At 72.2% G+C, this 12,205-nt stretch carries 7 protein-coding genes; 3 read left to right on the forward strand and 4 right to left on the reverse strand.

What is annotated here, in order from left to right; all coding sequences use genetic code 11:
* Positions 1-63: 63 nt before the first annotated feature.
* The gene (locus LRD69_RS12965; RefSeq protein WP_277326723.1) at positions 64-540 is read left to right on the forward strand and encodes a tyrosine-protein phosphatase; all 477 of its coding nucleotides are present in this window, start codon (positions 64-66) and stop codon (positions 538-540) included.
* 86 nt (positions 541-626) lie between these two features.
* On the opposite strand, the gene LRD69_RS12970 is transcribed toward LRD69_RS12965, so the two are convergent.
* On the reverse strand, positions 627-3,209 hold the full coding sequence (locus LRD69_RS12970; RefSeq protein WP_277326724.1) for a bifunctional FO biosynthesis protein CofGH: 2,583 nt from the start codon (positions 3,207-3,209) through the stop codon (positions 627-629).
* Positions 3,210-3,574: 365 nt separating this feature from the next.
* Between LRD69_RS12970 and LRD69_RS12975 the strand changes: the two genes are divergently transcribed.
* Positions 3,575-5,137, forward strand: coding sequence for a phosphodiester glycosidase family protein (locus LRD69_RS12975; RefSeq protein ID WP_277326725.1), 1,563 nt, complete (start codon positions 3,575-3,577; stop codon positions 5,135-5,137).
* 79 nt (positions 5,138-5,216) lie between these two features.
* Here LRD69_RS12975 and LRD69_RS12980 read toward each other — a convergent pair whose 3' ends face one another.
* Both LRD69_RS12980 and LRD69_RS12985 read right to left on the reverse strand, forming a co-directional pair.
* A complete protein-coding gene (locus tag LRD69_RS12980) occupies positions 5,217-6,701 on the reverse strand; it encodes a penicillin-binding protein 2 (RefSeq protein WP_277326726.1) in 1,485 nt (494 codons plus the stop codon).
* A 219-nt stretch (positions 6,702-6,920) separates the two neighbouring features.
* The gene (locus tag LRD69_RS12985) at positions 6,921-7,766 is read right to left on the reverse strand and encodes an LLM class F420-dependent oxidoreductase (RefSeq protein WP_277326727.1); all 846 of its coding nucleotides are present in this window, start codon (positions 7,764-7,766) and stop codon (positions 6,921-6,923) included.
* Positions 7,767-7,947: 181 nt separating this feature from the next.
* Between LRD69_RS12985 and LRD69_RS12990 the strand changes: the two genes are divergently transcribed.
* Entirely contained in the window at positions 7,948-9,504 is a 1,557-nt protein-coding gene (locus LRD69_RS12990; protein ID WP_277326728.1) for a CehA/McbA family metallohydrolase, read from the forward strand.
* On the opposite strand, the gene LRD69_RS12995 is transcribed toward LRD69_RS12990, so the two are convergent.
* The gene (locus LRD69_RS12995) at positions 9,492-12,161 is read right to left on the reverse strand and encodes a GNAT family N-acetyltransferase (protein WP_277326729.1); all 2,670 of its coding nucleotides are present in this window, start codon (positions 12,159-12,161) and stop codon (positions 9,492-9,494) included. The genes LRD69_RS12990 and LRD69_RS12995 overlap by 13 nt on opposite strands.
* Positions 12,162-12,205 lie beyond the last annotated feature (44 nt).

Consider the following 12,205-nt stretch of genomic DNA (forward strand, 5'->3'; position numbering starts at 1 on the left):
GTCGCTTTTGAACAGCAATCTCCAGGGATTTCCGTACCGCGGGACCACAGCCGCAGCGGCTCCATGGCGCGGACGGCAGCCGCCGGGCCGGCCCTGGTCCCGCCGCCGGACTGCTACACCCCGACTCCGCACGACCCGGGTCGGCGGCTCACCGGGTTCGCGGGGTTCGGCGTGATTTCGGCCTGCGTTCACCGGGCGTTACGGGAAATCCCGTCCCACTGCATCGCGGGCAAGGACCGTACCGGCTGGGGGAACGCCGCACTGCTCACGGCCTTCGGCGTGCCGCGCACCACGGTGATGTCGGACTGTCCGGCCTCCGACGACTACCGGGCCGAGGCCAACGCCGCGGCGCTCGCCTCGATGCCGGCCGCGCAGGCCGCCGTGTACAAGCCGCTGCCCGACGTGCGCCCCGAGTACCTCAACTCCGGGTTCCAGGAGGTCGAGCAGAAGTACGGGGCCTTCGCCGCGTACGAGAAGCAGGCGCTCGGCCTGGACGGCAAGGACGTCCGCGACCTGAAGCGGGACCTGCTGGTGGGCTGAGGCCGGCCGTCGGCCCCTCCCCTCGGGGCCTTCCCCGGATCGGGCCGCGGCCGGTCGCATCGGCGTCCGGGCCGCGGCCGTCCGGTTCAGCTCGGCAGCACCGGCAGCAGTTCCGGCAGGTGCCCGTCCGAGGCCGTGGCGGCCGCCACCCGCTCCTGCGGCACTTCCCCGTACAGCGTCGTACGCGGCTTCGCCGGACGGCCCGCCAGCTCGGCGATGGCCTCCAGATCCCGGATCGATCGGTACGAGCCGTAACCGGAGCCCGCCATCCGGGAGATGGTCTCCTCCATCAGCGTGCCGCCGAGGTCGTTCGCTCCGGAGCGCAGCATCTCGGCGGCGCCCTCCGTGCCGAGCTTGACCCAGCTGGTCTGGATGTTGGTGATGTGCGGGTGCAGCAGGAGCCGGGCCATGGCGGTGACGGCCCGGTTGTCACGGTCGGTCGGGCCCGGCCGGGCGATGCCCGCGAGGTAGACCGGCGCGTTGGTGTGGATGAACGGCAGCGTGACGAACTCCGTGAAACCGCCGGTCTCCTGCTGGAGCCGGGCCAGGGTGCGCAGATGACCGAGCCAGTGGCGGGGCTGGTCGACATGCCCGTACATCATGGTCGAGGACGAGCGCAGCCCCACCTCGTGGGCGGTCCTGATGACGTCGAGCCAGGTTGCCGTCGGCAGTTTCCCCTTGGTGAGGACCCAGCGGACCTCGTCGTCGAGGATCTCGGCGGCGGTGCCCGGAATCGAGTCGAGTCCGGCCTCCCTGGCGGCGGTCAGCCAGTCACGGACGGACATCCCGGTGCGGGTGGCGCCGTTGACGACCTCCATCGGGGAGAAGGCGTGCACATGCATGCCGGGCACGCGCTCCTTCACCGCCCGCGCGATGTCGAAGTACGCGGTCCCGGGCAGATCCGGGTGGATGCCGCCCTGCATGCAGACCTCGACGGCACCGACGTCCCACGCCTGTGCGGCCCGGTCGGCGACCTGGTCCAGCGAGAGGGTGTACGCGTCGGCGTCGGTGCGCCGCTGGGCGAAGGCGCAGAACCGGCAGCCGGTGTAGCAGACATTGGTGAAGTTGATGTTCCTGGTGACGATGTACGTGACCTCGTCGCCGACCACGTCACGGCGCAGCTCGTCCGCGATCCGGCAGAGCGCGTCGAGGGCGGGCCCGTCGGCGTGGAGCAGGGCGAGCGCCTCGTCGTCGGTGAGCCTGGTCGGGTCGTCCGCGGCGACGGCGAGGGCGGACTTCACATCGGTTTCGATGCGGGACGGCACCATGCCGGGGGCGGCGGCTTCGCGCAGCGCCTCCCAGTCCCCGTACACCTCGTCGAAGTCGTCGCGGCGGTCGGCGGTGCGGCCCTCGGTGTCGATGGTGCGGTGCAGATCGGTGCGGCCGGAGGCGTTGAACCCCTCGTCGGGCTCCTGCCAGGGCAGACCGGCCGGGACGGCGCCCTCCTTCGCCAGCCCGGTCTCCGGGTCGGCGAGCGCCCGGACGTGCGGGAGGAGGCGGGGGTCGAGCCACGGCTCGCCGCGCCGGATGAACTCCGGGTAGATGGTCAGCCGTTCACGGAGCGCGAAGCCCGACTCGGCGGTCCTGGCGGCGAGTTCGTCGATGTGCGGCCAGGGCCGCTCGGGGTTCACATGGTCCGGGGTGAGCGGCGATACACCGCCCCAGTCGTCGATCCCGGCGCCGATGAGCAGGGCGTACTCGGCGTCGACGAGGTTCGGCGGGGCCTGGATGCGGGCGGACGGGCCGAGGATGTGGCGGGCGACGGCGACGGCGGCTGCCAGCTCCTCCAGCTCGGCGTCCGGCATCCCGCGCATCGCCGTGTCGGGCTTGGCGCGGAAGTTCTGGACAATGACCTCCTGGATGCCGTGGTAGGCGCGGGCCGTCCTGCGCAGCTCGAAGAGGGAGTCGGCGCGCTCCTCGTACGACTCGCCGATCCCGATCAGGATCCCGGTGGTGAACGGGACGTTGGACCGGCCGGCGTCCTCGAGCACCCGCAGCCGGACAGCCGGTTCCTTGTCCGGGGAGCCGTGGTGCGGGCCGCCCGGCTCGGACCACAGGCGGGTCGCCGTCGTCTCCAGCATCATGCCCATGGACGGGGCGACGGGCTTGAGCCGCTGAAGATCGGTCCAGGTCAGCACGCCGGGGTTGAGGTGCGGAAGGAGTCCGGTCTCCTCGAGCACCCGGATCGCCATGGCCCGTACGTACGCGAGGGTGTCGTCGTACCCTTCGGCCTCCAACCACTCCCGCGCCTCGGGCCACCGGTCCTCGGGCCGGTCGCCGAGCGTGAACAGCGCTTCCTTGCAGCCCATGGCCGCACCCTGACGGGCGATGTCGAGGACCTCGTCGGGCGACAGGAACATGCCGTGGCCGGCCTTGCGGAGCTTGCCGGGGACGGTGACGAAGGTGCAGTAGTGGCACTTGTCGCGGCAGAGCCGGGTCAGCGGGATGAAGACCTTGCGGGAGTACGTGATGACGCCCGGCCGGCCCGCTGCTTCGAGGCCCGCGTCCCGCACCCGGGCGGCCGACGCGGCGAGATCGCGCAGGTCGTCGCCGCGCGCCTGGAGCAGGACGGCTGCCTCGGCCCCATCGAGGGCGACGCCGTCACGGGCCCGCTTGAGGGCACGCCGCATGGAACTGGTGGTGGGACGTCCGCGCTGAGGATCGGTCATGAACCGAGCATACGAGCGAGACGAGCGGGCGGGCGGGACGCCCGCTGGGGAGGCCGGGCCCCCCGCTCCGGGTGCCTGCCGCCCCCGTACCGGCGTGGCAGGGCACCCGTCCGGCGCGGCCGACGGCCGGGGACGGAACCACGGCCGGAGGCGTCGTCGGCCGGGCCCGGCCCGAAGCGCATCCGATCTTGGATCGGCCGGGTGAATGGGAGGCGGCGTAGCGGGGCTGGGCAGGCGCCCCCCATTTACCCGGTCGATCTTAGAAAGGGCTTACACGCAACGGACTCCCGTGTTTAGGTGAGGCCACCATCACCGGATCCACGACGAGGTGTCATATGCCGGTCAGAGCCAGGAATTTTGCCGTCATGGCAGCGATAGCCCTTGTGGCCGGGACGGTCGCCGGGCCGACCGCGGCGGCCGAACGTGACCACGGGCTGCCCCTCGGCCCGCGCGGTCTTCCCGAGACCCGCACCGTCGAGACGCTCCAGCCCGGCGTCACCCTGACCACGATCGTGCGCGGCGAGTCCGATCCGGCCGACGGCTGGACCGTCGAGATCGCCGTCCCCGGTGGCGGCAACGACCCCGACCCCGATGCGCCGCCCACCGCCGTCGGCGACCGGGCGCATGCCGACGCGCTCGCCGAAACCCTGTCCGGCAAGGGCTTCACCGCTCGCGTCGAGGAGGTCACCACCCCTGCCGTGGCCGACTTCGCCGGCGGGACGCTCGGCTTCCGGGTACGGATCGGGCTCGACGCCGACAAGGCAACCGCCAACACCCTCCTCACCCAGGTGCGGGCCGCGGGCTTCACCGCCTCCGTCGTCTTCACCGGGTGGGACGGTGCCTCGACCGACCGCGGTCCGTGGCGTGTTCAGTTGCTCACCATCGACCCCAAGAAGTTCCGCGGCGACCTCGTCGGCGACTTCGGGCCGGACATCGAGCGGCGTGAGACCACCAGCGTGCTCGCCCGGGCCCGGAACGCGACTGCGGGCGTCAACGCCGGGTTCTTCGTGCTCGACCCCGCGGCCGGGGCTCCCGGCGACCCCGCCGGTCTGGGTGCCTACAACGGGAAGCTGCTGAGCGAGGCCACCAACGGGCGCCCGGTGTTCACGTTCGGCACCGACGCGCAGCACGCCGGCGTCGAGCGGTACAGCTGGACCGGCCAGGTCCGCGCGGGCCGCACCGCACTGGCCCTCGACGGCATCAACCGCGTCCCCGGCCTCATCCGCAACTGCGGCGGCACCCACGACGATCTGCCCACCAGCCACCCGCTCCACGACACGACCTGCAAGGATCCCGACGAGCTCGTCGCCTTCACCGCGGACTACGGCGCCTCCACGCCGGCCGGCCCCGGCGTGGAGGCCGTCCTCGACCGGCAGGGCCGGGTGACCGAGGTCCGCGAGCCCCGCGGCGGCGCGCTCCCGGCCGGCGCCCGCTCGGTCCAGGGCACCGGCACCGAGGCCGCCGCCCTGCGCGCGATCGCCGAGCCGGGCGCCCGTCTCACCGTCAGCGGGCATCTGACCGACGAGCGGGGACGACCGGCCCGCACCCCGCAGATGGCGGTCAACGGCGGCCCGGAACTCGTCCGCGACGGCCGCCCCCATGTGACGGTGCAGGCCGACGGCATGGTCCGGCCCGGCGACCCGAGCTTCTACTACGGCTGGGCGGCCAAGCGGAACCCGCGCACGATCGCCGGCGTGGACGCGCACGGCCGGATCATGCTGGCCACGGTCGACGGCCGCGCGGTCGACAACCTCGGTCTGTCCATCCCGGAGAGCGCCGCAGTGGCCGACTCCCTCGGCATGAAGAGCGCCGTCAACCTGGACGGCGGCGGCTCGACGACGATGGTCGTCGACGGCAAGCTGATCAATCAGCCGTCGGACGCGGCGGGCGAGCGCCCGGTCGGCGACGCGATCCTGGTGCTGCCCTGACCGAGTGGGGGCCGGCGTCCGGCCGGCCCCCGCTCGTGGACACCGCGGCACATCTGCGACGAAGGCCGTGTCGACGGAGCTACACCCCCAGCACCGCCCGCATCACACTCCTCGCGATCGGGGCGCCCAGCCGGCCGCCCGAGATGTCTGACCGGGAGATGTCCATGTTCGTCGGGTCGATGAAGACCGCGACCGCCACCGAGGAACCGTCCGTCTTCTTGCCGTACGAGACGAACCAGCCGTACGGCACCTCCTTCTTCACATCCACACCGCGCTGCGCCGTGCCGGTCTTGCCGCCGACCGTGACGCCGTCGATCAGGGCCCGCTGAGCGCTGCCCTCCTTGGCGGTGAACTCCATCATTTCCTGGACCTTCTTCGCCGTTCCCTCGGAGACGGCCTGACTCTTGAGCATGGGTTCGTTCTTCTCGAGAGTGGCCAGGTCGGGGCCGCGCAGCTCCTCGACGAGATACGGCTGCATCAGCTTGCCGTCGCTGGCGATCGCAGCGGTCACCATGGCCATCTGCATCGGGGTGCTGGTGAGACTGCCCTGGCCCATGCCGGTCAGCGCGGTTCCTGGCTTGTCCAGGCCGCTCGGGTAGAGGCTCCTGGTGGCGAGCATGTCGCCGAACTCGTCCGAGTAGACATCGGAGTTGAAACCGAACTTCTCCGCCGCCTCACGCATCCTGTCCGCACCGACCTTGGACGCCGCGTCGAGGAAGACGTTGTTGCAGGAGTGCTGCATGGCGGTCTTCAGGGACGCCTTGCTGCAGACCGCGTCACCGGCCTCACTGCTGATCCTGTTCGAGGAGAGCGGCAGCGGGTACGGGGAGACGGCGTCGGACCGGGCGTCGACATCGGTGACCACACCGTTCTCCAGGGCTGCGGCCGCAGTGAGAATCTTGAAGGTGGAGCCGGGCGGGTACGTCTCGCGCAGCGGCCGGTTGGCCAGAGGCTTGCTCTTCTCGTCGACCAGCGCCTGGAACCGGTCACCCTCCTTGAAGGTGTTGCCGGCGAAGACGGACGGGTCGTACGAGGGGGTGGAGACGAGCGCCAGCACCTTTCCCGTGCGGGGGTCGAGGGCGACGACCGCGCCCCGGGCGCCGAGGTCGGTCAGCCCCTTGTAGCCGGCCTCCTGCGCCTTCGGGTCGATCGTGGTGATCACATCACCGCCGCGCCGCTGCTCACCGGTGAGAACGGCCTTGGCGTGCCGGAACGCGAACCGGTCGTCCTGGCCGCTGAGCACGCTGTCGTACGTCTTCTCCAGGAGCGACATGCCCTGTGCCTGGGAGGCGTAGCCGGTGACGGGGGCATACATCGCACCCTGCTTGAAGGTCCGCTGGTACTTGAAGTCCGTTCCGTCGACCGCCTTGGAGCCGGTGATCGCCCTGCCGCCGACGATGATGTCGCCGCGCGGGGTGGCGAACTGGGCGATCTTCACGCGGCGGTTGTGCTCGTCGGTGGCCAGGGCGTCGCGCTGGAAGTGCTGGAGCCAGTTCGCCCGCAGCAGCAGGGCCAGCACCAGCAGCCCGCAGAAGACGGCTATGTGGCGCAACGGCCTGTTCATCGTTTCTCCCGCTCCCCGGGCGCTCCCCCGGAACACAAGTGATCTCCGTCAGTGGAAGATGCGCGTGGCGGGTAAGCGGTTGCACCGGGACGGGCCCCGGAGCTGGGCACAGGACCGGCCTTGTCAGGAGGCACGCAGAGGGAGGCCGTGCGCGACGGTCACGGCCTTCCCCCGCGAGTCGGGGCGGCCGGCGTGCGCCGCGCCGCCCCGCCACCGCGGTCAGAGATACGCCGCGTAGTCGTCCAGCGTCCGCAGCACCTCCGCCTCGCCCGCCGGAGGCAGCTGCAGGACGACCTCCTGGACGCCCAGCTCCGCGTAGTGCGCCAGCTTCCCCGCACTCGGCAGAACGGCGTACGGCACCACCTGGAGCTGCTCGAGGTCGCGGCCCGCCGCCTCCCAGGCCGCGCGCAGCACGGGCACCGACTCCGTGAGGCCCCGGCCGCCGATCGGGAGCCAGCCGTCCGCGTACTCCGCGATGTGCGCGAACAGCTTGGGGCCGGCCGCGCCGCCGATCAGGGTGCGAGGGCCGGTCACCGGGCCGCGCGGCTTCTGGACCGGCTTCGGGTAGGCGTGGCTGGCCCGGACCGAGCCGAACTCACCTGCGTGACCGGTGGGTTCCTCCGTCCACAGGGCGCGCATCAGCGCCATCCGGTCACGGCCCAGCTCCCGCCGCGTCGACCAGGTCACCCCGTGGTCCGCGGCCTCCTCGACGTTCCACCCGAAACCGAGGCCGAGCGTGTACCGGCCGCCCGAGAGATGGTCGAGCGTGGCGATCTGCTTCGCCAGGGCGATCGGGTCGTGCTGGGCGATCAGTGTGATGCCGGTGCCGAGTGCGAGGCGCTCCGTCACCGCTGCGGCCTGACCGAGCGCCACGAACGGGTCGAGGGTACGGCCGTACTCGGGCGGGAGGTCGCCGCCCGCCGGGTACGGGGTGTCCCTGCTCACCGGGATGTGGGTGTGTTCCGGCAGATAGAGCCCGGCGAATCCGCGCTGTTCGAGTTCGCGCGCAAGCCGTACCGGCGTGATCGTCTCGTCGGTGAGGAAGATCGTGGTTGCGATCCGCATGCGAGGACACCTCCGTCGTCGTAAGGCGCCAACCTATGCGGTGCCGGTCAGGACGCCCAGGGCATCGCGCGCCGCGCTTCTTGTCCGTGACTCGCCTTCCGTTCGCCGTGAGTTCATGGCCCCATAGCAGGGTTCGGGTCCGTCGCCCTCGTCACTCACGACACTCTGGGGAGCCACTCGTATGACCGGATCGCACGCCTCGCAGAACAGCCCGCTCGGCAGACGCGGCCTTCTCGTCGGAACCGCCGCCACCGCCCTAACGTTGTCCACCGTGAGCTTCGCGAACGCCGCGCCCGGTGAGGACGGCGGCAGGGGCAGCGGTACGGACCCGGCCGACCGGACGGAGACCGTCCGCGGCACCCTGCCGGCCGGGTCGCCCGATTACGTCTACCTTCCGGTCGAAGTACCGCACGGCGTGCGGGAGATGGCCGTCTCGTACACGTACGAGAAGACGCCCGTCCCGGCCGGTACCCAGGGCAACGCCCTCGACATCGGCGTCTTCGACGAGCGCGGCACGGAGCTGGGCGGGAGCGGCTTCCGCGGATGGTCCGGCGGGGCGCGTACCGGCTTCTTCATCCGGGCGGACGAGGCGACGCCCGGCTATGTCGCGGGGCCGGTACGCGCCGGGACCTGGCACATCGCACTGGGCCCGTACACCGTCGCCCCCGAAGGGCTTCCGTACGAGGTGACGATCACCCTGCGCTTCGGCGCGCCCGGCACCACCCCGGCGCCCGTGTACCCGCCGGAGCGCGCCAAGGGGCGCGGCCGCGCCTGGTACCGCGGCGACTGCCATCTGCACTCCGTCCACTCGGACGGCAGGCGCGCCCCCGCCGAGATCGCCACCGCCGCGCGCGCCGCCGGGCTCGACTTCATCAACAGCAGCGAGCACAACACCCACACCGCGCACCGTGCGTGGCAGGGACTGTGGGGCGACGACCTGCTCATCCTGTGCGGCGAGGAGATCACCACCCGCAATGGCCATGTGGTCGCGCTCGCCACCGACCCCGGCACCTTCGTCGACTGGCGCTACCGGGCCCGCGACAACCGCTTCGGGCACTACGCGAAGGCTGTGCGCCGCGCCGGCGGGCTGGTCGTACCGGCCCATCCGCACGCCACCTGCATCGGCTGCAACTGGAAGTTCGGCTTCGGCGAGGCGGACGCGGTGGAGGTGTGGAACGGGCCGTACACCCCGGACGACGAGGTCGCGCTCGCCGAGTGGGACAACTCCCTCGTCGCCGCCGTGCGCGCGTCCAAACCCTGGCTTCCGGCCATGGGCAACAGCGACGCGCACCGCGAGCCGGACCAGGTGGGCCTGCCGCAGACCGTCGTCCTCGCCGAGGAACTCTCGCGCGAGGCGATCGTGGCGGGCATCCGGGCCGGGCACTCGTACATCGCCGAATCGTCCGCCGTCAGCCTCTCCTTCCGCGCCTCGGGCGGGCGGGGCGGGCACGCGGGGATCGGTGAGCGGCTGCGGGCAGGCGCGGACAGCCCGGTCACGGTACGGCTGGAGGTCACCGGGGCGCCCGGCTGCACCGCCCACTTCGTCACGGACCAGGGCACGTTGTTCACGTCGGCGCTGCCGGAGCCGGGCGCGGGCACGGTGGAGTGGCGCACGACTCCCGCGTACGCCGCCTATGTCCGTGCCGAGGTCCGCCACCCGGCGGCCGTGCCGGGGCTGCCGGGGGCGCTCGCGGCCCTCACCAATCCGGTGTTCCTGGACATCGATCAGTCACGATGAGCGGCGGCCCGGCTCAGGAACGCGAGCCGGGCCCGCTTCTCCGGCTTCTCGATCTCCGGGCCCAGCTCGAACCCGGCCCGGACCATCCGGGCGATCGCCTTCGTGTTGCGGGCGTCGGGCTCGACAACGACCCGCAGATGGGCGGGGTCGCTGAAGACGTAGTCGACGAGCACGGACAGCAGCGCGCCGGTGTAGCCGGGTTCCGGTTCGGTGCCACCGGTGGGGCCGATCAGCAGGTGCACGCCGTGGTCGCCGGGCCGGACGTCGTAGCACGCGCCGACCGGGTCGGCCTCCGGCTCGTACGTCTGGAAGAGGGCGGCCGGTACACCGTCGCGATGGGCGAGATAGGCGTGGTGCGTGGTGAGCGAGTCCAGGAACTCATAGGTCTCCAGGACCTGTTCACGGCTGTACCCGCCCATGCCCCAGAAGCGGGCGCGGTCCTCGGTGACCCAGGAGTGGAGCAGGTCGATGTCGCGGGCCGGGTCGACGGGGACGAGGCGCACGGTGCCGAAACCGTCGACCTCCCGCTCGAACACGGCGGACTCGGCGCTCGTACCGGCACTCATGTCAGGTCTCTCCTCTTCTCGGTGCAGCAGATTCCAGTCCGTGACCACAGGGACGAGTTCGCCCCGCACCCACAGCGGGAGTTGATCGCGGTGATGGGCGTCCGCCGGCACCCCGGACGTCCCGAGCGGCACCACCCAGAGGCTGTTCTCGCGCCGCGCCAGGTCCCATACGTACCGGGCTGCGGGGCCGCGCGCACTGTGGTCGGTGATGCCCGGGACGCTGGAGGTGGACAGGACGCAGTCGTGGTCGCCCGCGAGCCCCGGCCAGGTCTCGCCCGGGTCGACGGGCAGCGCCTGCCAGGGGGCGAGCCGGTGCACCTCGCCCCAGGGGACGACCGGTTGCCCACCGGTGATCTGCTCCAGCGCCACCTGCTCCAGCGCCGCGGTGACGACGGCCAGCCGGTCCGCGTGCGACAGCGGCCCGCCCTTGCCCGTCAGCAGGCCCTCCAGCGCGTACGCCACCCTCGGCACCGTCGCCAGCCACGGCCGGAACAGCTCCGGATACGGGTCCCGGTGCACCGTCCTGCCCAGCGGGCCGAACGCCGGGTGCGCGGCCAGACGGTGGACGACCTCCGCACGCAGCGCCGCGTACAGCGTGGCGTCCGTGCTGCCGGCGTCCATCCGCCGGTCCCAGCGCAGCAGCCGGTCGCGCAGCCGCACGGCCTCCGGGGCGGTCACCCCGGCCGCCTCCTCCAGCAGCCCCAGCAGGGGCCGGGCGGAGGCGAGATACGTGTCCATGTGGATGGCCGCCATGTCCTCGGCGGTCCAGCGGGCGGACTCGTCAAGCAGTTCCTGTATCCGGTCGGCGCGGTGCGGGGGCGCGAACTCGATGCCGAACGGGGCGGCGATCCCCCGCTGGTTGGCCATCACCGCCGTGCCGTGGACGTCCGCGCGTTCCATCGGCGCGTGGCGGCCCTGCCAGGCGTACGCGGGGTCCCAGGCGGGCACGGTGCGCAGCCGGTTCGCACGCGGGCGCACGGGCACGTGTCCGGCGACCCGGTGCAGCGTCGCCCCTGCGGTGTCCGCGGCCAGCACCACGTTGACCGGCTCCACCCAGCGGTCCAGGACTGCATCGAGGTCGGCGGTCGTGCGGGCACGGAGCAGGGCGGGCAGCACGTCGAAGCCGAGGTCGCCGGTGACGCGCGGCGGGTGGCGCAGACTGACGGCTTCCCCGCCGTCGCCGGGACCGCCGATGATCACCGGACCCCGGCCGGTCTCGACGATCTCGACCGGCACGGTGCCGGCGCCGGCCACGTCGATGGTCTCGGTGTGGGAGGCGGCCGGTTCCCAGCCGTCCGGACCGAGCGCCTCCACCCCGCCGGCCGGTGTGCGTCGCAGCTGTTCCCGGTAGAGGTCCTGGTAGTCGGCCATGGCATTGGTGATCGCCCAGGCGACGTGGCCGGTGTGGCCGAAGTGCGCGATGCCGGGAACACCGGGGACGGCCAGGCCCACCACGTCGAACTCGGGGCAGGCGAGCCGGATCTGCTGGTAGACGCCCGGGTCCTCGATGAACCGGTGCGGGTCGCCCGCGATGATCGGGGACCCGGTGGCGGTGCGCTCGGAGGTGACGAGCCAGCCGTTGCTGCCGGAGGTGCCGGGGCCGTCGGTGGCGAACAGTTCGGTCGCGTCGTCGCCCAGCCTGCGGGCGACCTCCTCACGCCAGAGCTTGGTGGGGAAGCCCGCGAACAGGATGTGGGTGGAGAGCCACACGCCCAGCGGCGTCCAGGGCCGCCATACACCCGGGGCGAGCCCGGCGGCGGCGAACTCGGTTGCCTGTGCGGCGTCTTCGCCCAGCGCCGCGTTGACGCCGTCGACGTACGAGCTCACCCACGCGGCGGTCTCCGGTGACAGGCGCTCGAAGCAGCGGCGGGCGGTGTCGTCCAGCCGGCTCCGGCGGGCGAACCGGTCCCACTCGACCGCCTCCGCACCGAGGAAGGCGGCCGTGGTGCCCTGCGCCCGGTGCCGTTCGACCTCGATCTGCCAGGCGCGGTCCAGGGCGGCGTTACGGCCCTGGGCGTGGGCGAGTTCGAGGGCGTCGGCCGCCCGTAGGTGAGGTATGCCCCAGTCGTCCCGGTAGACCTCGTTGCGCATGCCGTTCCCGCCCTCGCTCGACTCCCCAGCCTCCAAAATTTAGG

The organism is Streptomyces sp. JH14 (assembly GCF_029428675.1).
Taxonomy (GTDB): Bacteria; Actinomycetota; Actinomycetes; order Streptomycetales; family Streptomycetaceae; genus Streptomyces.

Coding starts and splice junctions, on each gene's coding strand:
- LRD69_RS12965 (WP_277326723.1), top strand. CDS start 64: ATGGCGCGGACGGCAGCCGCCGGGCCGGCCCTGGTCCCGCCGCCGGAC.
- LRD69_RS12970 (WP_277326724.1), bottom strand. CDS start 3,209: ATGACCGATCCTCAGCGCGGACGTCCCACCACCAGTTCCATGCGGCGT.
- LRD69_RS12975 (WP_277326725.1), top strand. CDS start 3,575: ATGGCAGCGATAGCCCTTGTGGCCGGGACGGTCGCCGGGCCGACCGCG.
- LRD69_RS12980 (WP_277326726.1), bottom strand. CDS start 6,701: ATGAACAGGCCGTTGCGCCACATAGCCGTCTTCTGCGGGCTGCTGGTG.
- LRD69_RS12985 (WP_277326727.1), bottom strand. CDS start 7,766: ATGCGGATCGCAACCACGATCTTCCTCACCGACGAGACGATCACGCCG.
- LRD69_RS12990 (WP_277326728.1), top strand. CDS start 7,948: ATGACCGGATCGCACGCCTCGCAGAACAGCCCGCTCGGCAGACGCGGC.
- LRD69_RS12995 (WP_277326729.1), bottom strand. CDS start 12,161: ATGCGCAACGAGGTCTACCGGGACGACTGGGGCATACCTCACCTACGG.